Source organism: Ureibacillus xyleni, assembly GCF_900217795.1.
Lineage (GTDB): Bacteria > Bacillota > Bacilli > Bacillales_A > Planococcaceae > Ureibacillus > Ureibacillus xyleni.
Genome location: NZ_OBMQ01000002.1, coordinates 35,419 through 60,944, shown reverse-complemented (window position 1 = coordinate 60,944; position 25,526 = coordinate 35,419). Strand labels below are relative to the sequence as shown.

The window sequence follows — 25,526 nt, the reverse complement described above, 5'->3', positions numbered from 1 at the left end:
AAGGTTACTAATGTCCATGAAAAACATTAGTAACCCATTTATTAATTTACTATATTATGTTCGTAAAGGTAATCATACGTAACGTCCACAAATAAATATTCATGTTCGTTTAATGCCATCGAGTAAGTACGAGTTAGTTCACCTGTCTCAATGTCACTGTATATACTTGAAAGTTCACCTTTTCCGTCGTTTCTTAATTTTATAATATTAAATAAGAAATACGGTCGCCAACTCCAGTTTTTCCCTACAGCCTCTTGATCTACATCCCACTTACCGTTATGACGAACAATATTCGGAGATATTTGGAACCCTTCATCATTACAAATGTAGAAACGAAATGCGATATTTTCTAATTGTTTCGCGAGCTGTAATAATTTTTCATCATTATTTTTTTGGGGCTTTGTATTTTCAACAATCGTCGCAATCTTCTTTTTCAATTTTAACATTTCTTCATACTTTACTTCCAATAACCGTTTCTCCGTTGAAATAAATTGTTGACATTCATTACGGAAACGCTCTTTTAATGTATCTTTAGGAATGAACTGGTTCGATGGTTTTTGCAAATACCCACCTTTAAAATAACGGGCACCATTTTTCCAAGCATGGTGTAGTTGATAATCTGTTGAAATATTATCAAACATTAATGTCGCACCAATTTTCACTGCTAATGTTTGGATTGTGGTAAACACGTGGTTTTGTGCTCCCCATGCATTATAATTCAACTGGCTAACATTAATTTTTAAAACAGCAGGTTCAAACATTAATATTTGATCAAGATTACTTTCAGAACCGATTTGATCTAACGCAATTTTTACACCATATGTTTTGATATATCGTATAGGATGTTGTAGCTGTTCAAAGTCTCCAACATACTTATGTTCCGGAATGACTAAGTAAATATTAGAAAACAGGCTTTCATCCATTAATTCCTTTAACGTTTGAAAATATCTATCACCAAAATCAATCATAAGTAGATTAGGATTACAGGGTAAATAGAGGGCAATCTGTTTTTGTAAAACTTCTTCCTTAGCAGCTGAAATCGCTTTCTTTATAAGATTTAACTCAATTTCAGAACGTAAATTTTCTGCAATGGATTCATCATATGTAAGTTCAGTAATATTGAATGTTTTTCTTTCATTTGTATATTGACCAATTACTTCGTATGCTACGATTACATGCTCATCCGCACTATAAATTGGTTCAAAAGAAACGTTCATCTCATCTATTTTGTCTAAAAAACTAAGAACATCCATTTGCATAACCCCCCACCATCAATCTTAAAACTGTTATTACTGTCACACTAATTATACACTAAATTAAATGTCAGAAAAGATAACATGAGAAAATATAATAGTTTTTTGAAAAAACAACATAAAAAAAGAACACACTGTTAATTAGTGTATTCTTGAAGTAGTATTTCTATTACAATTCATGCGAGTAAATTATTTTTATATAACTTATACCAGCAAAGTACTAGTAGAATGGACAACGCAATTTCTTTTACTATTTTTTGCCTTATACAGCGCATTATCAGTTCTTTCATACCAGTTATTATACGTTTCAAGAGGGAGTTTATTTGCAACTCCTAAACTAGCTGTCAAGTGTCCTGCAATCGGATAGTGGTTTTCTTCAATAGTTATTCGAATCCGTTCTGCAATTATACATGCATCTGAGATTTTCGTGTTTGGTAATACGATTAAAAACTCTTCCCCACCAAGACGAACAAGGATGTCAGATTTTCGAATAATGCCCTTTAAAAGTCCTGCTGTTTCTTTAAGCACTTTATCCCCAACTGGATGTCCCCACTGATCATTCACTTTTTTGAAAAAATCCAAATCTATTATAATCATTGATAGCGGCTCATTTGCTTGATCTGCTCGTCTCATTTCCTCTTCAACTTTTATATCGAGATAATGCCGATTATAAAGACCTGTTAAATCATCCGTAATTGCTAATGTTTTTAAAAATCGATTCATTTCTGTTAGTTCTTCCGTTAATTGAGCAAGATTTTCATTTTTCTCAAATAACTCTTTTTCTAACTGTCGTCTATCTGTTATATCCCTAATTGAAGAATATATAAAGTTTCCATTTACAACATTATGCCATTCTAAATAACGATAATGACCATTCTTACATCTTACCCTATTAATAAAACTGAAGATATTCTTCTGCTCATTTATTTCCCTTAAGACTTCCAGTGTTTTAGGTATATCATCTTCATGAACAATACTTTTTACACTTTTCCCCTCAAGCTCTTCTGGCTTATACCCAAGTACTCGTTCAGATGCCTGATTTACTCGAAGAAAATATCCATCTGTATTGGTTATTGTAAGCATATCAATATTTACTTTTAGAAATCCTTCAATATCTTTATCCTGTAGATATTCTTTTGTTATATCAAAATATATACAACCAAATATATCACCATCTATTGGGAATAATATAATTCTGAGCCATTTTTGTTGGTGATAGATTGTAAATTGAGTCTGCTCCTCTTTAATAACTGTATCAATAATACATTGCTTTATATTAAACTCTTCCCAATCAGTTGGAAGGTCCAATTTTTGGTTGATTACATTATTATTGTGTAGTCCCATCATTTCCTTATATGCAGGATTGTAATCTAAAATAATATATTGGAGAGGTATCCCTTTATCATCGAAAACGGCTTTTTGACATGAATATGCTGTTGGGGAGTTTTTATAAAATTTTTCCAGTAATTTTGTCTCCATATATTCAATCCATTCTACCATTTTTTAGTTATTTTTAATATTAATTTGATATTCCATTCCCTATTATAATACCTGTATTATGAATGAAACTCAAATTATTAAATTAAAAAAGTACAACACACAAAATGTTGTACTTTTTAACCTAACACTATTTATTTTGCTTGTTCTGGATTGATTGCACGTTTTAAGAAGAAAGATAATATCAATGCAACTACTGAGATAATTGTTGCAACAAAGAATGAAAATTCAATACCTTCTAGTAGTGCTTGTTGTGTAATTTGGGCCTTTAACTCTAACATTTGAGCTTCAGTCATTGGCGCAGTTGCAGATGCAGCAGCGTCTTGTGCAAGTTGTTCCCCGACAGAAGTTGTACGGGCATTCATTACCGCTATTAGAATTGCGGTACCAATTGAACCTGCAATTTGTTGAATCGTATTGTTTGTAGCAGTACCATGTGGATTTAAACGTCGTGGTAATGCGTTTAAACCATTTGTTGTAATTGGCATCATAACAAGGGACATACCAAACATACGTAATGAGTATACAAAAATAATGTATAATTTTGTTGATTCTAAATCTAACTGTGACAATAAATATGTGGATACAGTAGTAATGGTTAAACCAACAATCGCTAATATTCTCGGACCCATTTTATCAAAAAGTTTCCCAGTGATTGGTGACATAATTGCCATAACAATTGCTCCTGGTAACATCATTAGCCCCGATTCCATTGGCTCAATACCACGAACATTTTGAACATAGGCAGGTGTTAAGATCATCCCCCCCATTAGCGCCATCGCAATAACTGTATTAATAATTGCAGCAAAGGCAAATGGTTTTGCTTTGAAAATTTCCATACTTAATAGTGGTGTTTCTAATTTTAATTGGCGGATTACAAAAGAGACTACACCAATCACACCAATAACAATTGTTGTAATAACAATTGGATCTGTCCAACCATCGTTACCTGCTGTACTGAAGCCATATAGAATTCCGCCAAAACCAATTGTTGAAAGCACTAATGAAAAGTAATCTAAAGATACTTTTTTGGTTGGTAAAATGTTTTCTAGTTTCCAAATACTTAGGAGTAAACTAATAATCGCAAACGGTAATATCATACCAAATAATACTCGCCAATCATAATGCTCGACAATATACCCCGATAACGTAGGTCCAATTGCTGGTGCTGAAATCATTACTAAACCAAACACACCCATTGCTGCCCCACGTTTTTCGATTGGGAAACTAATTAACATGACGTTCATTAATAATGGACCCATAACCGATGACCCTAGAGCTTGAAGCATTCTTCCTATTAAAAGAATACTAAATGTTGGGGAATAAGATGCTAAAAGTGTACCTACTGTAAAAATAGCAGTTGCTACAATAAATAAAGGTCTTGTCTTAAACCGTGTAATTAAAAAGGCTGATGCTGGAATCAACACACCACTTACAAGCATATATCCAGTTACAAGCCATTGAATGGTTGCGTATGTTACTTTAAAATCTTCCATCATTGTTGGAAGTGCCACATTTAATAAAGTGTTATTTAAAAAAGATACAAAAGCTCCGACAAATAATATTGCAATCATTAAATACGGAGGCTTTTTCGTTGTTTGTTCATTATTCATATTTTAATGTTCACTCTCTCCCATTTTCTTTCACGAAGCTAATTCTATACTCTTAGTCTATTTTATTCAACAAAAAAATAATATAATTTAAAAACACTGATATGAAAGTGTTTTCAATTTAGACTAGTGGTATAATAATGGCAATAAGTAATATAAAAAGGTGGAACTATGAATAAAAGAAAAAGACAAATTATCCATGCTGCACGACACCTTTTCATTGAAAAAGGTTTTAATGATACTTCTATTATGGACATAATTACTGCAGCTAATATATCAAAGGGTACATTTTATAATCATTTCAGTTCTAAAAATGAATGTTTAATTTCAATATTAGAAGAGACAAGAGAGGAAACAATTAGTCAGCGTGCGGAAGTGGCGATTAACAAAGAACCGTCAAATAAAGATGTTCTTGTAAAGCAAATTGCTCTACTTGCATATATTCATCGCAAAAGAAATTTAGCGCAAATTTTCGAATCCCTTTCAGCTAATACAAACAAGGAATTGAAAAAAGTTCTTGAGAAGCACTTAATTTTAGAGCTGAATTGGTTAGCTGGTAGACTTGTTGATATTTACGGCGAAAAAATAAAAAACATATCATTTGAATGCGCTGTACAAGCAATGGGAATGATGCAACAATCTCTAAAAGTTTTCGCAATGGCAACTACACAATTAGCATCACCTGAAAAAGTAGTACAAGTCGTATTAGAACACATAGATGCAATAATTGAACGACAACTGAAATCAAAGACTATCATTTTCACAGAAGATATTTTTCAAGCTTTTCTACAAAAAGTTGAACAAAAAATAGTAACGAAGGAAACATTACTTGAACAACTTCAAGGATTTAATGAAAAATTAACGCAACAGGACCGTGAAGACGGCATTGAATATACAAAGTTTCTAATAAAAGAATTCGAAACAACTGATGAGGATAATTTGTATGTTTTAGAATCGATTACACAGGCATTTAATAAATCTTTTACTAATACAACCCACGAAGCTGAGGCCCACGAAATTTCAGCTTCTCTTTGGCAATATTTACAAAAACAAAGACACCTAAAAAATGATTAATTTTCTATCTCTCTTTTGACGATACTTATTAATAACAGATTAGTTTTGGAGGTGGGAAAATGGGATTTAATTTTCGAAAGAGCGTTAAAATTGCTCCAGGAGTCCGACTAAATGTAGGAAAGAAAAGTTCAAGCATTAGTTTTGGCAGCAATGGGCTCCGCTACTCAATTAGCTCAAATGGCAAACGTCGTACTACTGTTGGAATACCTGGTTCAGGCATTTCTTACTCCACAACTAGTGGTGGAAAAACGTATAAATCCCCTGCTTACCAAAAAAGACAGACTCTAAAGCAACAACAAATGCAAGAAAAGAAAGAACTGGCTCGATACGAAGTGGAAATGTACCTATATACTTGCGAAGTGTTAAAATCCATTCATATTGAAGCAGATGACCCAGTTAATTGGTCAGAATTCGCTATTAGCCCCCCACCTTTTCAAATAGATGAAGTGGGGCCCAATGAACAATTGGCGCTTCAAACTCTTAGCAACTATAAGCCAGGTTTCTTTGAAAGATTATTTAAAAACGATAAAAAGGAATCATTGGAAGATGCTGTTTTACTTGCACGAAAACAAGATGAACAATCATATGAGGATTGGCAAAAACTTAAGACATTGAGCGAACGTATCCTTACAGGTGATTTAGATGCCTATATGCAGGTCATCGAGGAAATGGACCCTTTAAATGATTTAAGCGAATTTGGTAGTGGTTTTGAAATTGGTTGTAACGATTCGACTACGCTTTTTGTTACTTTTGACGTCCATTCAAAAAGTGTTATTCCAACAATGGAGAAATCATTAACAAAAGCAGGCAACCTGTCCGTAAAGAAACTAACGGAAACTAAGTATTTTGATCTACAACAGGATTATGTTAGCAGTTGTACGATACGAATCGCTCGCGACCTGTTTGCATTACTTCCTATCGAAACTGCCTATGTTCACGCATATGATGAGCAACTAAATACAGAAAACGGTCATGTAGAAAAGTTTTGTATTTTATCTGTAAAATTCGATCGTTCAACTTTTGAAACACTCAACTTTTACAATATCGATCCATCCGATGCTTTAAATAACTTTAAGCACAATATGAAGTTCCGTAAAACATTGGGATTCAGTGAAGTAATGGAAGTTGATGTTGAATAGGATTTTAAAATATACTCGTTCAAATACAACAAAAACCATTTTCAAGACTTGCTCGAAAAATGGTTTTTCCTTTACTTAACTCATATTGTTTTTACTTTTTTGTAATTCCGGATCAATAAATTCTTCTGCATATTCAGTTTGTAATTTTCTCGCTCTTGTCATATTATTCGGTTGGTCGACATTAACGAAAACATAATTTCTCAAGTATCTGTGGTAATAGAGCTCTGCACCAAACACAAAAAGTGCAGCTAGAAATGATGCGGACATAATAGAAACATTTTGATCTTGTTCAAATAAAAGAGACCCTAATGCCCATATTCCTAGAAATGCTATTACAAAGTCTGCAAAGGCAGCCCAAATGTTTCCGATATTCGGTAATATAAAGACATCCCCAAGAAATGCAATAATGGTAAGTACTGTCCCGATAATGATAATATCCACAAAGTGAGCATTAAAGAACAATCCTAATACGAGAATTAATGAAGCTAAAGTTACACCATACTTAATAAAAAATGCTTTTGTATATTTCATGTTTCAGTTCTCCTTTCCTTTTTCCTTATGATTTAATCTTTCCCGTTCGTTCACCTTCATACATCATAATGCCCCTAGAAACGTGAACCTTTTAGTGAGAAAATTATAGTTTTCTCTGCCATTCTCATAGAATAAATGTTAGAATTTTCAGTAATAGGAAGTAGTAAGGGGGATAAAACATATGGGAAATTTGTTTAAAGGGGCAGATTTATTAGAGGTTGTTACATTAGGGAAAAAACCACCTAATTGTGATATAACCTTACAAATAGAGGCAACATATGCTTCGGACGGGGTTGCACGAGGCGTGTGGAAGGTAGACGAAAAATTCTTGAATGGAATTGGTGTTACAATGGGTGGTTTTGTTGCTTCTGCTGCAGATATTATGATGGCGTATGCTGTTTCATCTAAGCTAAACCCTAATCAATCCTTTGCTTCTATTGATCTTCATACCACATTTCATAGACCTGTCTTACCTGGAGAAGTTACAATTGAAGCTACAGTGGAGAGGATGGGAAAAAAATCTGCATACATTGTCGCTGAATTATTCCAAAACAATAAAAAAGTATCCAGTGTTGTTTCTTCTGTCATGATTCTTTCTGATTAATAGAAACAAAAAATAAAGCTCAATTCCTCAATTTTACTTTGAGAAATTGAGCTTTCTATTATGTTAATTCTAAAAATAATAAATTTGGGGTTTCTATTAAATCTTTAAATCTATTTGTAAATGCAACAGCTGTTCCGCCATCCGCTACACGATGATCAAAAGACATCGAAATATTCATCATCGAACGAATGACTATTTCATCCTTTTCATTCACTACTGGCATTTTCTTCGTTTTATGGAATGCCATTAATCCCGTTTCTGGATAATTAATAATTGGTGTCGCTCCAATACTTCCTAAAGGCCCTACATTACTTATCGTAAACGTACTTCCTGACATTTCGGATACAGCAAGCTTCCCTTCTTGAGCCTTCATTGTTAATGTTTTCATTTCTTCGTGAATTTGCTTTAACGATTTTTGTGAGACATCCCTTAAAACCGGCACGATTAATCCTTGCTGTGTATCTGTAGCAAGACCAATATGAACCATCTTTTCTAAACGAATCACTTCATTTTCTTCATCCACTTTTGCGTTAAATATTGGGAAATCTTTTAAAGCAATTGCTAATGCCTTAATAAAGAAAGCAACTACTGAAACATTAGTGTTTGTTCGTTTTAATTCTTCCCGGAATGCTAAAAGGTGCGTCATATCAATTTCTTCAAAATGAGTAACATGAGGAATTGTAAATAAAGACTTTGTCATTTTTTTTGCAATTTGTTTTCGTATTCCTTTAAACGGAATAACGTCAGCTTCTTCTTCAATCACTCTAACAGGCTTTTCTTCTACTATCGGAATTGTATTAGGAGCTTCCTGTGCTTTTAAATATTGATAGATATCTTCCTCTAGTACTCTTCCAGCTGGCCCTGTTCCTTTTACTAAAGTAATATCTACATCGTTTTCTCTCGCAATTTTCCTAGTGTAAGGTGATGCGATGACAACACCTATTCTGCTTTTTGTCTCTCTATATTGAACTGGTGTGCTTTCAACTGGTACTTTTTTAATAGGTTGTTGAATTTCTTTCGTTTCTACTGTTTTTGTACCCACTTCTTCAATAATTAAAATCGTTGTACCTACAGTAATAGTTTCCCCAGTTTCGATCAGAATTTCCTTTACGATACCTGCAGCAGGTGATGGCAATTCAGTAACCATCTTTTCTGTTTGTACTTCCATTAAAGGTTGATCCACTGTCACTTGGTCACCCTTTTTTATAAAGTAAGTGAGAATTTCCCCTTCATGAATCCCTTCACCTACATCGTGAAATTTAACTTCTACCATCCCTTACACCCCCTAGAAATAAATTGCCTTCTCAATTGCTTCCATTACCCGGTGAGGCGTTGGCAAATAGTGATCCTCTAAAGCAAAGAATGGGACATGTACATCTGCACCAGTTACACGCTGAATCGGTGCTTTCATATATAAAAAGGAAGTATCATTGATAATAGAAATAATATCATTGCCTAAACCACCCGTAGCATGTGCTTCATGGACAATCACACAACGACCTGTTTTTTGAACGGACTCTGCAATAATGTCTTTATCAATTGGGTATAGAGTACGCAAATCAATAATTTCACAGCTAATTAATTTCTTTTCTGCTTCGATCGCTGCCTTTTCAAGTACAGGCATCATTGCGCCCCATCCAATTAACGTAATGTCGTCCCCTTCTTTACGTTTTACGCCCTTACCAATCTCTACTTTATATTTTCCATCCGGTACTTCACCGCGCACAGAACGATATAGTCTTAGAGATTCCATAAATAGCACTGGATCTGGGTCTTCAATTGCTGAAATTAACAATCCTTTTGCGTCATATGGGGTAGAAGGACAGACTACTTTTATCCCCGGCATATGGGTAAATAATGCCTCAGTACTATCTGAATGTATTTCCGGAGCACGGACACCCGCTCCATATGGGGCACGAATAACTAATGGAACCGTATAAGCTCCCAATGTTCTGTAACGCATACGAGTAGCATGAGTCATTATTTGTTCATAGGCTGGATAAATGAATCCCATAAATTGAATTTCAGCAATTGGTAATAAACCATTCATTGCCATCCCTATGGAAGAACCAATAATACCAGCTTCACTTAAAGGAGTATCGATTACACGACTTTCTCCAAATTCTTCTTGTAAGCCTTCTGTTGCACGGAAAACTCCACCATTTTTCCCAACGTCTTCACCAAGAACAAGCACTTCATCTCGTTCTTTCAACATTGTTCGCATACCATCAGTGATTGCTTGAATTAATGTTAATGATTGCATTATGCTTCACCTCGCAAATGTGTCAGATAAGCGTCTTTTTGTTCCTTAATTGTCCATGTAGGTTCAGCAAAAATATGGTCAAATAAATCGCTTACATTTGGATTCGGCATCGATTCCATATCCACAACAGCTTGATTAATTTCTTCATCGATTAATTTCGTTTCTTGCTCAACCCATTCTTCATCCCAATACCCATAATTTTTCATAAACTTTTCTAATCGAGTGATTGGGTCAAATTCACGACGCTTTTCACTTTCTTCCTGATTTCGATATTTCGTTGGATCATCTGCCGTTGTATGAGCACCATATCTCCATGTCACTGCCTCAATTAATGTTGGACCATGACCGTTTCTAGCTCTTTCTAGCGCGTTTAACGTTTCGAAATATACAATAAAAATGTCATTTCCATCAATTCGAATACCCGGCATAGCATAAGCAACGGATTTTTGCGCAATCGTTTTGGAATTCATTTGCTTTTCAATCGGAACAGAAATGGCATAGCTATTATTCTGATTAAAAAATACAACTGGTGCCTTAAACACACTAGCAAAGTTCATTCCTTCATGAAAATCCCCTTCAGATGTTGCACCGTCACCAAAATAACAAATCACTGCATTGGATGTTCCTTTATATTTTTCTGCCATGGCAGCCCCTGCAGCTAGTGGAAGTTGTGTTGCAATCGGAACAGATGGAGGAACAATTTGTTTACCTTTTGGAGGGACACCACCTTCTACTCTTCCCTTCCAGAAGGCAAATATTGTTGGCAAAGAATGACCAAATGTTATACTTGCAGCGTGGTCTCGGTAAGTAGGGAACATCCAATCGTTCTCTTTCAACGCCATTGCACTTCCTACTTGAGCTGCTTCTTGCCCTTCAAACATTGCATATGTTCCGATTCGACCTTGGCGTTGTAAATTTTTTGCCTTACGATCAAAAGCTCTTACTCTGATTAAATGGCGATAGAAAGTTAAAACTAAATCGCGAGTTATTTTATTCTTATAGTCTTCTCGTACGAAATACCCATCCTTATCCACAATCTGCTGCATCGGAAAATCATTTTCATATCCCATATAAGATCACCTCATTAATTTGAGATTAAATTTAATTTTGAAATAATTATAAAACTTTAAAGAAATCTTCTATATAACAAAAAGAACGTTTTTAGCAGCAATAATTTACATCATGTAGAATTTTTAGTGTTAATCCTTACAATTTGATTTCGGATTATTTTCATAAAAAAACGACTTTCTGCATATGCGAAAGTCGACTATTTAATTATTCAGTTTTATTATCAAAAGAAGGGAGAATTTTCTTTCCTGATATTGGTGATTTAAGAACGATAGATGAATTAATATTTCCATATTTTAATAGTTCGTCACTAAGTTTTCGTAGGTGTTCCATATCATTGACTGCAACCTTTAATAAATAATCCACTACCCCTGTGACTCGGTGACATTCAATAATATCAGGATGGTCAACTATAAAACTCTCAAACTCAGAGTATGGTACCTTCACTTGACTCACTTGAATAAATAACAGCAGCTCACGACCTACCTTAGGAGGAGGAACAATCGCACTTATTTTAGAAATGATTCCTTTTTCCATTAGTCTTGTTAGTCGTTCAGTTACACTTGGACGGCTTAATGATAACGCCTTCGATAGCTCACTCACTGTTATTCTTCCGTCATTTTGTAGGATTTCCAATAATTGTATGTCAATACTATCCATCATTTTCCCTCCCTTCTGTTACCTTTATATTGGTGAAATAATCGAATTAGAACCATCTATTGCTTTTTGAACACCCAATCGATATGTAAGCGGATTCATTTTTATCTCTACATTACATAATAACATTCTTCTATAAAGCTAGTAAACTTTGCCTTCAAGTATGACAAATGTTTAAAGGCAAATCCAAAAAATTTCCCGTAATTTAACTTGGATTTAACGTTCATTATTTATATTTATTTATAGGGGATTTTTTACATAAATTTATTACCTCTGAAGTCGATTCCCAAAACATATTAAGCGAGGTTAAAAGATGAAAAAATTATTAGTGGGTACTGCATTTACTGCTACATTATTACTCGGTGCTGTTGGTCAAACGGAAGCGGCTTCAATCCCAACAAACGTAGAGAAAATAAACGTTCCAAATTTTGATTTTGCAGAATCTAAATTAATATCGCAATCTAGAGAATTAAAAGTTCAGATAAATAATCAAGTAAACGTAATATCAGAAACTAACAAAAAAATCTCAAATTTAGATGAAGCGCTTAAATTACTAAACGCATTAAACAAGTACAATTCAATTTCTGATGAAGATTTGAGAGTTTATCTAGTAAAAATTAATAGCTGTTATGAAGCTTCTGAATTTGGGGATGCCTACAATTTGAAGTCCAATGAGAATGTAAAAGATCTGAAAAATAAAATAGAAGCAGATATAGTAGATATAAAAAGTCAACTTGACATATTAAATGCTAAAAACCAAATTGATATGTTACACCTGAGTGCACTTAACTATGAATATAATCAAGTCTTTGAACAATTACAACAGCTTAGTAAAAAACACATTGATAGTCGTTCAGTAATTCTTGGAGAATTTCGTTAACCGTTTCATTTAAACTAAGCACCGCGCAAATAGAAAGGAAGCCTCCCATTAGATTTTTATTGCTAATGGGAAGCTTCTATTTTTTATTCAGCTACAGTAAATTTAATCCAAGTTGGGGTAGTTAATGTTTTCCCTTGTTGAGATTTAATATCTTTTACAAATAAGTAATATGATTCCCCTCTTAGGTAAGGAACTTTTGGAATAACCTGAAATGCGTAAGAAGAAATAGGTTTTACGTCGATATCCATTTGATCACCATATTTGTTTGTTACTATAACACTGTTTTTTGAGATTAATTGGATATCAATTTTTGAATTAAAATTAATAGTCCATTCCTTGTTTACTGGAACTTCAGTATGCTCATTCAATTTTCCAACGTCTAAAGAATAAGAAGTTGTTTGGAATTTAAATTGAATTGCTTCTTTTATTGGTTTTCCATCCATAGATTGGACCTTTTTGCTAATAACAAGTTGATAGGATTGGTTCGGTTTATAATACGATTGGGGCTTTACAATGATGCTTCGATTATCTTTAGAGAGTTCTAGATAAACTTCCACACGATTGCCTTCTTCGTCCACTACATAAACATTTTCTTTTGTTACCGTACTAGGTTTTACAGGTGCACTTAATTTTATCGTCCATGTTTTATCCACCATAACCGGTTTTTCCGAAACCATTGTACGTCCATTAGAATCAGTTTCCGGTGTAGTCCAACCATTTTCCATTTCAACAATAGTAAATGTACTAAATTTATTTATCGTAATTTTTAATCCGAGTTGACCATCTTTATAAGTAACAACGTCTCCCTTAACTAAGACTTTCTCTCCATCGCTGTGCTCAATAAAGATACCCAGTTTAGAAAGGAATGCTTGTCGTTCGGCCGCGTCAGTTGGAATTGAGACATCCCGTAATGGTAATACTAGGTCAACAGAACGACTTGTCATGTTCGTTTCAATTGTCATTGGACGACCCACTACATTCACTGTTTGATTACCAGCAACCTTTTTTACAACTTCCTCAGTTCTAACTTGATTTTCTTTTTGTTGTTGCTGTGCTCTTTCCTTGATAGGAACAACTTTAAAATATAAATCTTCATTCATATTTTTCATCGACTCGGCAGGTAAGATGATTCTTGCGTTGTCTGTTGATATCTCAAGATTTATCTTTCCTTGTTCGAAGGCTTGAATCGATGCCTTTTCAATTTTGATATCTGCTTGAGCTACCTCGTCTTTTGCATCAGGTATCACAATACGAGCAGTATCCGAACCAGCTTCCTTCAATTTTTGAACTGTTTCAACTGCTTTTTGTTGCGTATACGTTACTTCATCTTTCTTTGCACCAGTTGTTGTCGTTGTACGAACAATCTCTGCTGTAGAAACGGTACCACTTCCACTTCCATTACCGCCAGCCTCCACTGGGACAGTAATAACTTCCTGACTTCCACCAGGATTGTTTCCACTTGATGGCACTTCAACATTAATACGATTGAACATGATACTATACTGATTTACAACCTGATCATTAGAGTTCAGCACTTCAATAATAATTGTGTTTTTACCCATTGTTAATGGAACAGTTGTATCGAGCAAACCAACTTGAGATTGTCCATCTTTTATTCGTAATTTGGTATTACTATTGAAAGCCTTTGTTTGAATTCGAACATTTGCCTGTGTTACATTTCCTGCATTGTACTCCGTTGTTATCATATTGAATTTGGGAGAGAGTACGACAGCCGATACGTTTAATGTTTGAAGATACTTACTATATCGTTCAGCTCGTAAACCTGGTCCCATCAATAATTCTAAAGCATGCTCTGTTTTATTACCCACAGTATCCGTTACAACAAATTCGACTATATCACTGCGATCGTCTCCTTGATATTGATGAACATAAGTAAAATAACCACGCTCGTCAGTATCCACAGTTTTACCATTAACTGTAAGTGTTGCACCAATATCTGTTTGACCTTGAATTTGAATTTCCTCTGAATTCATGATGTCCCCTGGTGCATGATTCAACTGTAGCATAGGTGCTTGCGTATCCACATATAGCGTTTGATATGCACGCCCTTGATCTCCTTGTTCATTTGCTACACGAACATCAATGAAATAATCACGGTCCACAAGATTTTCTAATTCGTATTGTACATCTGTGCCTACTTCAGTTTTAACTAGCTGTTCATTTACATAAATCTCAATTGTTGAGGATTGATCAACATTAATATCAACTGTAGCAGACGTTTTATCAATAATTGTCATTGTTTCCTCAACGTCATTGTAAACAATCTCTTTAAAGTTCTTCTTCTTCGTTCCATCTGGGGCTGCAATAGAAAGATTCACTTTTGGATAATTTGGTACAGGTAGGTTAACTTCTACTACTTCTGAAGGTAAACTAACTTCCCCTGTTGTTCCGACCTCTTTAATAGCACTTACTACTAAAGAATATTTTTTTCCTGTCTCTAAACCAGAAATAATTATTTTTTGGTCTGGTTTCGTTTTATCTGCTTCTACCTCATAGTTTGGTCCAAAATAATCGACTACACCATTCTTAACTTGATGAACTCGGTAGTAAGACATATCAGCTGAATTAGAGTCCTTAAATTCTAGCGTAATCTGGCCATTGCTTGTAGAAAGTACATTTAAATCTGTCGGCGCTTTTGGTGCATCTGCCCAACTCACTTCAATTGGAGTATCCAAAACTTCATATCTTGGTCCAATATCTTCATGATGTGTTTCTAATACAACATAATACTTACCACTCATGATTGAACGCGGAATAGATACTTCCTTGTTTCCAGTTGCACCTAAACCACTTGCAATTGTTGGGCCTACAAGCTGATCTTCTGAAGTAGTTAGCATTAAATTAATGTTACTACCAGCACGAGGATGTTCAATATTCCAAGTGAAATCAAAAGTATTTTCACCATTCGCTTTTGTTGCATTAAACTCGGTAATTTTTGGTAATGGATTTACCTGTGTTACTACTGTTTGAGTAATAGATTTTGTTTCGACTATATACTCCCCAACTTGGTTCGCATCTACGTCAACTGTAATATACATGTGTTTTTCATCAGAACGATAAAGCGCATTATGATTTGAATCTTTATCATCAAGAATTTTTATAACCTTATCCCCATTTGGGCGAATAATTTCAGCAGTTGAATCTCCATCAGTAATATCAAACAAATAACGACCAGGGTCTTTTATTTCAAAGAATGTTTTATTTCCTTGATTTGGGTTTTCAAACAATGGCTTAAGATTCGTTACTGAAGGATTGAGTTCATAAAACTGAATCGTTGCATCATTTTTAGTGCCAATTGTTATCACTTCATTTTGTAAAACATTTAGTAAAATATGTGTAGTGTTTGTATCGTCGTCGTAATAAGAATTCCAATTTTCACTCTGTTGATTAGAATCAAGTGGAAAAGCCGTTCCATCTTGTTTTAGCAACACAATATCATTAGAGGAATTTTGAATTTGGATGTAAGTTTGACCATTTTCAAAGTTATACCCTTGTAACTGATAATCACTATACTTTGCCTTTACAATTAAATCTGTCATTGAAGCATTTTCATCGATTTCAAAGAATTTAGGCTCCATAACTTCGGAATTGAATATTTTCCAATTCCCTACTTCAGCTGATGGAATTTTTACAACCACCTTTTCTGTTGAAACGATACTTGCATTCCAATTTCCCGAATTTGAATCAAATTCAAGCTTGTATTGAGAACCGTCTGGGCGAATAATTTTCAGATTACTTGTATCTGTAATATAATCAAGTACTAAAGCTAAATCTGATTCTTCACTTACAGTAAACGGCATTTCATGACCTTCAACGATGTAAGTCTCTTGAATTTGTTGCATATTGTAAGTTGAATCAATTTTATAAGATTGTACTGTCTCTCCTACAACCGAACCATCTTCACTTGCAATTTCAACGGTCGTATTTTTATCTGGAACGTCTACATAGAAGTAAACTTTATGTTCATCTGCTTTGAAAATTGCATTCCAATTCGGATCTGAAGTGTCATATACAAGTGGAACGATTGACCCATTATTAGCAGTAACAGATTGAACATGAATAAGTTCTGCTGAAGTAACGTCACTCACTTCAATTAATAAACGTTGAGGGTCATCTACAGAAATAGAAACAACATTCACTTCTCCAGATAAATCTTGCAGTGCTTCTAATAAAGCCGGATCATCAATTGATTCACCATTTGCAAAGTAAACTGGAGCTGACCAGAATTTTAACTTTTTAAATACAGTTTTAGCGCCACTTGCCACTGCATTACCTATTGAAGAGGCAGCCTTCGCGACACCATTAGCGACCGTTTTCGCACCATTCCAAACCGTTGTCGCTGCAGAAGAAATGGCTTTTACCGTTCCTGTTACTGCACCAAGCGCGAATTTACCTATATTTTTAAGAGTAGCTAATGCATCAACCTTAAAGTCAACTTTACTATCCGAGAACCCGTAAGTTGCAACAAACCCAACACCTATTACTTCAAGAGATCCTCTTACCTTAGAATCGTCAACTCCTAGAGAAGCCTTTGATAACGTATTCCCTCCAATAATAGGCACATAAGTAGGTACGATTACTCGAGACATTACATATCCTTTAAATGTTTCACCTTCGAAGTACTGTACATTAAATGTCCCAATAAGGATTCCTAAAATATCAACTCGTGCATCTAATTTAAAACCTGCTTTTGTGAATCCAGGGTAACCAACTGGATTGAAGACCACTTTTGCTTCTACTTCAGCGATTTTAATCGTGTAGATAGCAAGATTCCCTTTAAATTCTACATGGGCACCAGATAACCCCAACTCTAAATCATCCGCATTAATCATATATTGGTCATTGATTTTTGGCGTAATAACATCCGATAATCCACCAAGTAAATGGAGTGTTAGTGGTGCTTCTGCTCCGGATGATAGACCGCTAATTCCGCCACCAATTTTTTTAATTTGCGCACCGGTTGTACCGATTTTTATAGGGGCAACCACTGCGATTTTAACTGTATCCAGCTGTCCACGTACGATTACTAAATCTAAATCAAAACCTTTATTCATTTTACGAATCTCTGCTGAAGCACCAATGCCAAATTTTGATTTCTTTGTATCAATACCTACTCGCAGTTCAGATGATTTTAACGGACCTGTCTTTAAATCCACGCCCATTGAAAATTGTGCAGCTAAATCTACCCCAGATGGAGTAAAGTCCAAGCCTTCTACGTTTGCTTTACCGTTTAATTTAGCTGAACCAAGGCGGAAGTTTGATTGGATTTCGCCTTTTACCCGTAGACCATTCTCCACAAATTGCATCGATTGAATTCCTACTGGCATGCTTAATTTTAAGAAGTCATAGGCACTACTTGCATTAAATTTGATACGGAATTCTTCAGCATCAATTTCAAAGCTTCCTTCGTGTAACGTATATGTAGTCGTAATTCCATTTTGAGAACGTCCATTCACATATAATCGACCATTCCCACGAACTTTACCGAGCATTTGATCGACCTTTAATTCTGATCCTTTGAACATAACATAACCGTTCATTGTCACTACTTCTTTTGGATCAGCTAACTCATAAACTCCTTTTGATGATTCCTCAAAAGGACCTTTCAATTTCACTTCATCTACATCTTGATTTGTTGGATTGTTCGCTTTAAAGACAACTTCACTAAACATTCGATTTTTATATTTTGGATCTTCAGTAACCTCAAATGCATTTGTAACCTTCTTCCCAGAAATAAACTTATGTTGAAGATCTAAATCGTAATAGCCTAGCTTCATTTCTTTTGGAAGTTCAATGCGCAGCGTATTATCATTTTGAATTGTGATTTTATCTGGAGCGATCTCATAGACCGTTTCCGTAGCTACATGCTTTGCTTTGAAGCGGAAATCATACTTAGAAATTTCTGAACCTTTAAAGCCCCTTCCTAACACCGTTAATGTCTTAATGGCTGAAAAAGAAGATACTTTTGATGGACCTACTTGATCATAGGCAAGTTCGTCCCCCTTAAAGACCGGCACCTTCTTTACCGTTAGAGGAAATGTTTTCGTAACAGTACTAGATTGACCGGTTATTGTTGCTGTTAAAGTAACTATTGTGTCTGCTGTCGTTGGACGGCTGACTATTCCCTCTGCACTAATGATGGAAGGATTAGAAGTTTTCCAAGTTACCTGTATGTTGTCACCAAGTGTACTAGGTAATGAAAGATCTTGGGTGACACTTGTAGCAGAATCACTTTCTTTATAACCAATCTGTAGTGTGTTTGCTACAGTTCCAAGTCCACTTGTATCAATATTCCACGACAAAATTTTGTGCTTCTCATATCCCCAACCTGTATACGCAGAAAAGGCTCCGTATAGATCGTGTGATTTAAAAGCATCGCCACCTAGACTAATATTTGTCCCTGTCCACATCGGATTAGCTGGCTTATTTTTATTATTCTTTGACAGATAAAGCTTCAATGTTTTTCCAGTTCCATCATAGTCTAACCACACATAGAATGGGATTTCATTTGAACTACTACTTGCAAAGTAATCATCAATACCTAAATCAATTTTTCCTAACTCTTCTGTGCCCGACCATATCTTAATGTAATTCGGAAGATGACCTGTATCAACCCATGTTCTGAATTCAAGCATCAATCCGTTTGTTACATTTCCACCTGCTCCTGCGCCACTTCTTTGTTCTAGAGGCGGCTTAGACTCAGATTGTAAAATATAAAAAATACCGTCTGCTCCAAAATTTTTAAGATCGGTTACTGAAAAAGAAAAATTCGTAGAAAAGCTATAATCTTCTGGTAATGTTAAAGGCTCTTTCGTCATCGCCATACCAAATTTATTCTCCTCAGATGGCGTTAGTACTAAAGCTTTATTTTCAATCTTCGCAACATTATCTTTGGTTGTATCTTCAGGGAAGATAAGTTTAGATTCCCCTTCAGCAAAATCTGTTAAATCTAAGCTCTTTAGTCCACCTTCTGCAGCTACTTTCGTAACAGGAACAATAAACGATAGTCCCATTAAAATCGGCTGCAAAAATAATACTATAGCAAGAAGTAACGAAATTTGTTTGAAATAATTATAGTTTGCCCGTTTCATATTACATTCCTTCCCTTATATTCCTAAAAATAGGAATTTTTGCTTAATAATTCTAATTTTAGACCTTAATACCTAATAATCTATTATCGTATTATGAGATATTAGTTGTATTCTTTCAAACATTATTTTCTTACAACAATCTTACAAACAATCAATTTGGCATTATTTTGATATTTACTGGAAATAAAAAAACAGATCCAAAAAATACTATTGGATCTGTTTTCATTAAAAACTATAAAAATAATTGTTATTTGGTAATGTTCTAAACTGTGAGGTAGGTGTTGTAGATTTATTGATCATTCTTAATAGCTCTTCCATAGCAAAGAGACGTTGATTTGAAGGGTTTTTAATAAGTACATCAGGAGTTAGCCCAATTCCGTCAACTTTATCTTGTGCAGGTAGTGAATATTCATCAACCGTAATTTTTAAGGCGCTACCGTCCTGTAACATAAACAACTGTTGCACGGTTCCCTTACCAAAAGTTTGTGTTCCAACAATTATCGCTTGCCGATAATATCGTAAGGCTCCTGTTGTTACTTCTGCTGCACTGGCAGTTTGTTCATTAACCAAAATTGCAAGCGATATATCCCAATCTTTGCCGTTCCTAATCGGAATTGCTTCTTGCAAAACATGAGTGTTATGTATAAATGCTAATGTACCCTCTCCAACAAATTGTCCAACCACTTTATTAACAGCGCTAATCACTCCACCTGAATTCCCTCTCAAATCAAGTATTAATCCTTTTACATTTTTTTGTTTCAATTTCTCTAACTCATTAACGAATTGATTTGCTGCTTTATCTGTAAAAGAGGTGATTCTTATATAACCTATCTCATTAGTTAATAGATTTGCTTCCACTAATGGTATCTGGACGGGTTGTCTTAGAATCAGATAGTTCCGGACCAATTTTCCACGCTTAATCTGAAGGGAGACTTGTGTATCCTTTTCACCTCGTAATAAGTACGTTACTTCTTCTAGTGTCATTTTTTGAACAAGCGTGTTGTCAATCGCAATAATTTGATCGCCTTGGAGTAGCCCCGCTTTTTTTGCAGGTGTGAAATCGAAAACTTGATCAACAAAGACTTGATTATCTCTACCACCAAGCAATACGCCAATACCCGCAATCTTCCCTTGATTTGAGTCTAATAAATCTTTTACCTGCTTGGCAGAATAATATCTAGCATATGGATCATTCAATTCGAGTAACATAGAATCGATTGAACCTTGCGCATTTCTTGAAGGTGTTTTTCCACTAACATGATAATTTTTAATAAGTTTGTATACTTCTATTTCAGGATTGGATTGTTCACCAGTTGCATGGGAAGTTGATGGTAATAGAAAGAATGTAAAAATCAATACTAATATCCCTATGTAATTCAAGCTTTTCATAACTAACTTCCCTTCAATTAACTTGTAGTGTAGTTTAGCATAGTCACTTATATAATTCTATACTAGAAATAGTATTGGGGCGTTAAGCCAATACGTATCTGTCCCACTGTTTCGTGAAGCAATTCACAAAGGACTATTGCATAATAATTGAATACATTTTGTTTTTGTTATTTAATAGAAAAGGTAAATTAAAGAAGTCTTATAGGTTTCTTCTTTATTTAAAATAGGAGGACAAAAATGAATATCGATGCTCAAATGAGTCAAACAAAAGACGAGGAATCGGAGCAATATAAAGTATTTCCTATTATCGTCTCTTTTTTGATTGCTGGATTTATTGGTTTATTTAGCGAAACAGCTTTAAATATGGCACTAGGTACTTTAATTGTGGATTTTAATGTCCATGAAACTACGGTGCAATGGCTTACAACTGGCTTTTTATTAACTCTAGGGATTCTCGTTCCAGTGTCAGGATTAATTTTACAATGGTTTACAACGAGACAATTATTTATTGTTTCCCTTTCATTATCCATTATTGGAACATTTATTGCTGCTATTGCCCCCACTTTCGCTTTCTTAATGGTGGCTCGAGTAGTTCAAGCAATGGGTACGGCATTAATGTTACCGCTCATGTTTAATACGATTTTATTAATTGTTCCACCATATAAAAGAGGAAAAATTATGGGGTTAATGGGACTAGTCATTTCCTTTTCTCCTGCTGTTGGACCAACACTTTCTGGATTGATTCTAAAAACACTTTCATGGCATTATATTTTCTGGTTCTCTTTACCGGTACTAGTGTTCGCCCTTGTCTTTGGGATAATTTACATGCAAAATGTTTCAACACCAACAAAGCCTAAAATTGATATTTTTTCGATTATTTTATCGACTATCGGTTTTGGTGGCGTTGTTTACGGATTTAGTATTGCAGGTGAAGGTGGTTGGGGAGATTCAACAGTAATTACATCTATTGTAATTGGTATCATTGGATTACTTCTCTTCGGCATTCGTCAAACAAAAATGGAACAACCTATGTTAAAACTTCGTGCATTCAAATATCCAATGTTTGTCGTTGGTTTAATACTTGTTCTAATTTGCATGATGGTCATTCTTTCTTCAATGATTGTACTGCCACTATACTTGCAAAATTCATTAGCTTTAAGTACGTTTGCAGCAGGACTACTATTATTACCAGGAGGAATTGTTAATGGATTATTGTCACCTATAATGGGTAGCTTATTCGATAAATTCGGACCTAAATGGTTAGTCATTCCGGGAATTGTCATCGTCACAGGTTCCTTATTTGGCTTTTCAACAATTGATTTAGAGACATCTTCTGGATTCTTGATTGCGATGCATATTTTAATGATGGTCGGTGTTTCGATGATCATGATGCCAGCCCAGACGAACGGATTAAACGAATTGCCACGAGAGCTCTATCCAGATGGAACAGCAATCATGAATACACTTCAACAAGTTGCTGGTGCAATTGGTACAGCGGTAGCGATTTCGATCTTATCTTCTGGAACTGAAAAATATCTTGAAAATGTTACTGATGCTACAAACCCACTAAATCAACTACTTGCTTTCACTTCTGGAGTTCAAGATGCCTTTATCTTTGCAATTATCGTGGCAGTTGTTGGTTTAGTTGTTAGTTTATTCATAAAACGAGTACAAGTATAATATTACGTTTCTTAAAACCCAAGAACTTTAATATTCTTGGGTTTTTTAATGGTGTTAGCAAAGTAATAATCAATGCAATTTAAATAACCTTCTCACAAGTTACATTAACTTATGAGAAGGTTTAATTTTATCCGCTCTGTTTCACCTTAACCAAAATACACTCTTACATTCTCTTCTTTACGTGCTGTTTCTAAACAGTTTAATAGAAAATTTGAAATTTGCTTTGCATCCCAATTTTCAAATTCACTCTTTGACGAGTTATCATTATAATTGCAGATTTGTTTAAAAGCTTCCAGTGCCTCTTCAATTTGTTGTGTTGATATATTAATACTATCACCTGATCCACTCACTCCAGCGTAATAATCAAGTGCATTCAATAAATTGTACAAAATAGTCGAATTAGGATTTCCCATGCTAAAACGTGCATATGCAATTTCTTCTCCTGCTTTATTGAAGCCTAAAATATCATGACCCATTAATAGTCCTCCTTTAAATAATTAATTAGGATATTAAAAAGTACATTAATAGCCATATTTAGTTACATCGCAAGGTAGAAGAAAAAGTTGCTAAAGGCAGATTCAATCGATGTTCAGTGCAAATAATTGAAAATAGAGTAATAGTGGAATGAAAAAGAACGAGATTAGTTTTTGGGGAAATACTGAAGTCTATCTATATAATTCCACGATTCCTCCTACTTGTCAATATTTGTATTTAAATATTCTCAATAGTTTAGAAATGGAATCTTACATTAATTCTAAAATAAATAAAAGGCACCTATTAATTTCATGTTCCGCGCAGATTGTTACCATTTCACTTTCTTCTCACCTACAACCTACCAATCTATTTAAGAGACCCTTAATTCAAGTATATGTTCACATTAAACTTCCGAGATGTGCATACACTAAAATATCCTTTTAACACGTATGTATAAATATAGTTTAAGGACAACCCCCACAAAACACATCATTTCTAGTTCAGCTAAACTCCACAATAAACTACTAAAAAATATCTTAATAGGGTGTTTACCTACTATATTTCCTTAAGGTTCTTAGTAATTGTTAAGAAAGAGAGGAACTATAAATGTTTCAAATATCGTTATTTACTCTCCTGATAGGCTTGTTTTTATTTGGTATGTTTTTACTAAGGAAAGGACTCTTTAATCTTTCTTCTAAGAAGCTAGAAAAATCGCTAGTCACTTTAACAAATAAACCATGGAAAGGACTTTTACTAGGAATATTTGTAACCTCCATACTACAAAGCAGTTCGGCTGTATCCATTATCACAGTTGGACTAGTTGCTGCAAAAGTTCTAAGTTTTTCACAATCCATTGGCGTTATTTTGGGAGCAAATATTGGAACAACAGTGACAGCTGAGTTAATTACATTAAACATTGATTCGTTAATTATTCCATTGGCAATTATGGGAGCCATTCTCTTATTATTTAAGAAAAATGGTTTGCGCAATTCTGGTTTAGCTTTAATCGGAATATCCGCAATTTTTGGGGCCATGTGGGGATTTGAAAGGTTAGCAACACCTTTGAGAGGACTAGCATATATCGATAAACTTTTCCTCACGCTCGATGGAAACCTATTCTATGCTGTAGTAGCAGGAGCTCTACTTACTGCATTAATTCAATCAAGTACAGCTACAACTGGGATTATGATGGGCTTTCTTGCTGCAGGAACAATGAATCTAGATACAGGTGTAGCTATTGTTCTTGGTGCAAATATCGGAACATGTTTGGATGCATGGCTTGCTTCATTAGGTTCTGGTAGAGAAGGCAAACTTACTGCCTATTCACATATATGGCTAAATGTTTTAGGTGTAGTTATTTTCTATCCATTCATAGGCATGTTAGCAACAATCGGCACGAAATTATCTCAGCACCCTGATGTACAACTGGCTCATATAAGTGTCATTTTTAACGTAGTAAGTTCATTAATGATTCTGCCTTTCACCAAGCAGTTTGCAAGTTTTATAGAAAAAATTCATGGTCGACAATAAACGGAACCTTAAAACAGTAGGATTTGTCTTCTTTTAGCTCACATAATGCTGTAAAGGGATAGATGGAAAATAAACGAACATTTATCCCTTGAGATTATTAGTTCGTCTACTCCTTTTCATAGTATAAATTGAAAAAGAAGCTCCCTCATAAATTTGTCATGAAAAGCCTCGAAATTCTAAACTAGCATTCTCACTAACGGCAATTCCTTTCCCATATAAACGCCAAACATTTTGTTGTATTTCTAAAATATAATCTTCCAACGATATCTGATCGATTGCAAAACGTTGACTTTTTGCTAGTTCAATAATCTCAATCGCTCCACAGTTATATTCTCTTTCATCAAAAATAACTTCATACGTTTTACGATTTCGCAAAAGAATCCACTCCTTCTTTCATTAACAAATTAAATCATAATATGTTGTAATTAGAACTATAATGAAATCTTCTTATTGAAAAGTGCAGTACATGAGCTGTTGGGAAAAAATTAGCGGGTTTGCGCTTGATGTCGGTAATCCATATGGTCGTTACCGAGGATGAAAAATGGATGATGAATCTTCTTGTGGGAAGTGCCACTGAGCAATAGCGATAATACTAAATAATCGTCAATTTATAACCGTTATACATAATTCCAATAAATAACAAAATTGGAACATAGGCAAGAACTTACAATTGCATTATTTCGTCTTATATTAATATAACAGCACAAAAAAGGAGCCATCCAAGTATCATTTGGACGCCCCTTACTTAAAAATTTATATTTTTCT

18 protein-coding genes are annotated in these 25,526 nt (G+C 34.6%); 6 read left to right on the top strand and 12 right to left on the bottom strand.

The genetic code is table 11. The annotated features are described in order from the left end of the window. Positions 1 to 41 precede the first annotated feature (41 nt). The 3 genes from CRO00_RS04230 to CRO00_RS04220 form a co-directional block, all read right to left on the bottom strand. On the bottom strand, positions 42 to 1,253 hold the full coding sequence (locus CRO00_RS04230) for an EAL domain-containing protein (RefSeq protein WP_097072426.1): 1,212 nt from the start codon (positions 1,251 to 1,253) through the stop codon (positions 42 to 44). Between the two features lie 204 nt (positions 1,254 to 1,457). Then, on the bottom strand, positions 1,458 to 2,753 hold the full coding sequence (locus CRO00_RS04225; RefSeq protein ID WP_097072425.1) for a sensor domain-containing diguanylate cyclase: 1,296 nt from the start codon (positions 2,751 to 2,753) through the stop codon (positions 1,458 to 1,460). A gap of 131 nt (positions 2,754 to 2,884) precedes the next feature. Continuing rightward, complete coding sequence (locus CRO00_RS04220; RefSeq protein ID WP_097072424.1) at positions 2,885 to 4,363, bottom strand: DHA2 family efflux MFS transporter permease subunit; 1,479 nt, start codon at positions 4,361 to 4,363, stop codon at positions 2,885 to 2,887. Positions 4,364 to 4,531: 168 nt separating this feature from the next. On the opposite strand from CRO00_RS04220, the gene CRO00_RS04215 reads away from it, so the two are divergent. Together CRO00_RS04215 and CRO00_RS04210 are read left to right on the top strand one after the other, a co-directional pair. After that, on the top strand, positions 4,532 to 5,434 hold the full coding sequence (locus tag CRO00_RS04215; protein WP_097072423.1) for a TetR/AcrR family transcriptional regulator: 903 nt from the start codon (positions 4,532 to 4,534) through the stop codon (positions 5,432 to 5,434). 59 nt (positions 5,435 to 5,493) lie between these two features. Continuing rightward, positions 5,494 to 6,573, top strand: coding sequence for a DUF4236 domain-containing protein (locus tag CRO00_RS04210; protein WP_097072422.1), 1,080 nt, complete (start codon positions 5,494 to 5,496; stop codon positions 6,571 to 6,573). Between the two features lie 75 nt (positions 6,574 to 6,648). Here the strand turns inward: CRO00_RS04210 and CRO00_RS04205 are convergent, their stop codons facing one another. Next, on the bottom strand, positions 6,649 to 7,104 hold the full coding sequence (locus tag CRO00_RS04205) for a DUF2512 family protein (RefSeq protein ID WP_097072421.1): 456 nt from the start codon (positions 7,102 to 7,104) through the stop codon (positions 6,649 to 6,651). Positions 7,105 to 7,285: 181 nt separating this feature from the next. Here CRO00_RS04205 and CRO00_RS04200 point away from each other — a divergent pair, with 181 nt between their 5' ends. After that, positions 7,286 to 7,708, top strand: a complete 423-nt coding sequence (locus CRO00_RS04200) for a PaaI family thioesterase (protein WP_097072420.1) — start codon at positions 7,286 to 7,288, stop codon at positions 7,706 to 7,708. Positions 7,709 to 7,766: 58 nt separating this feature from the next. Here CRO00_RS04200 and CRO00_RS04195 read toward each other — a convergent pair whose 3' ends face one another. The 4 genes from CRO00_RS04195 to CRO00_RS04180 form a co-directional block, all read right to left on the bottom strand. Further along, positions 7,767 to 8,981, bottom strand: a complete 1,215-nt coding sequence (locus tag CRO00_RS04195; RefSeq protein ID WP_097072419.1) for a dihydrolipoamide acetyltransferase family protein — start codon at positions 8,979 to 8,981, stop codon at positions 7,767 to 7,769. A gap of 12 nt (positions 8,982 to 8,993) precedes the next feature. Next, positions 8,994 to 9,971 (bottom strand): alpha-ketoacid dehydrogenase subunit beta, encoded by a 978-nt coding sequence (locus tag CRO00_RS04190; RefSeq protein WP_097072418.1) that lies wholly within the window; start codon positions 9,969 to 9,971, stop codon positions 8,994 to 8,996. Next, positions 9,971 to 11,041 (bottom strand): pyruvate dehydrogenase (acetyl-transferring) E1 component subunit alpha, encoded by a 1,071-nt coding sequence (pdhA, locus tag CRO00_RS04185; RefSeq protein ID WP_097072417.1) that lies wholly within the window; start codon positions 11,039 to 11,041, stop codon positions 9,971 to 9,973. The genes CRO00_RS04190 and pdhA overlap by 1 nt, the downstream gene beginning before the upstream one ends. A 205-nt stretch (positions 11,042 to 11,246) precedes the next feature. Beyond that, positions 11,247 to 11,699 carry an Lrp/AsnC family transcriptional regulator gene (locus CRO00_RS04180; RefSeq protein ID WP_097072416.1) on the bottom strand — a complete coding sequence of 151 codons (453 nt, stop codon included), beginning with the start codon at positions 11,697 to 11,699 and terminating at the stop codon, positions 11,247 to 11,249. 310 nt (positions 11,700 to 12,009) lie between these two features. Between CRO00_RS04180 and CRO00_RS04175 the strand changes: the two genes are divergently transcribed. Further along, a complete protein-coding gene (locus CRO00_RS04175; RefSeq protein WP_097072415.1) occupies positions 12,010 to 12,576 on the top strand; it encodes a hypothetical protein in 567 nt (188 codons plus the stop codon). An 83-nt stretch (positions 12,577 to 12,659) separates the two neighbouring features. On the opposite strand, the gene CRO00_RS04170 is transcribed toward CRO00_RS04175, so the two are convergent. Both CRO00_RS04170 and CRO00_RS04165 read right to left on the bottom strand, forming a co-directional pair. After that, on the bottom strand, positions 12,660 to 19,610 hold the full coding sequence (locus tag CRO00_RS04170; protein WP_161946605.1) for an immunoglobulin-like domain-containing protein: 6,951 nt from the start codon (positions 19,608 to 19,610) through the stop codon (positions 12,660 to 12,662). 303 nt (positions 19,611 to 19,913) lie between these two features. Continuing rightward, the gene (locus CRO00_RS04165) at positions 19,914 to 21,077 is read right to left on the bottom strand and encodes a S41 family peptidase (RefSeq protein ID WP_097072413.1); all 1,164 of its coding nucleotides are present in this window, start codon (positions 21,075 to 21,077) and stop codon (positions 19,914 to 19,916) included. Positions 21,078 to 21,332: 255 nt separating this feature from the next. Between CRO00_RS04165 and CRO00_RS04160 the strand changes: the two genes are divergently transcribed. Continuing rightward, positions 21,333 to 22,757 (top strand): MDR family MFS transporter, encoded by a 1,425-nt coding sequence (locus CRO00_RS04160; protein WP_237658333.1) that lies wholly within the window; start codon positions 21,333 to 21,335, stop codon positions 22,755 to 22,757. A 146-nt stretch (positions 22,758 to 22,903) separates the two neighbouring features. On the opposite strand, the gene CRO00_RS04155 is transcribed toward CRO00_RS04160, so the two are convergent. Then, positions 22,904 to 23,233, bottom strand: a complete 330-nt coding sequence (locus tag CRO00_RS04155) for a hypothetical protein (protein WP_097072411.1) — start codon at positions 23,231 to 23,233, stop codon at positions 22,904 to 22,906. Positions 23,234 to 23,837: 604 nt separating this feature from the next. Between CRO00_RS04155 and CRO00_RS04150 the strand changes: the two genes are divergently transcribed. Next, on the top strand, positions 23,838 to 24,761 hold the full coding sequence (locus tag CRO00_RS04150) for a Na/Pi symporter (RefSeq protein WP_097072410.1): 924 nt from the start codon (positions 23,838 to 23,840) through the stop codon (positions 24,759 to 24,761). Between the two features lie 156 nt (positions 24,762 to 24,917). Here CRO00_RS04150 and CRO00_RS04145 read toward each other — a convergent pair whose 3' ends face one another. Continuing rightward, positions 24,918 to 25,136, bottom strand: a complete 219-nt coding sequence (locus tag CRO00_RS04145; protein WP_097072409.1) for a hypothetical protein — start codon at positions 25,134 to 25,136, stop codon at positions 24,918 to 24,920. Positions 25,137 to 25,526: the final 390 nt, after the last annotated feature.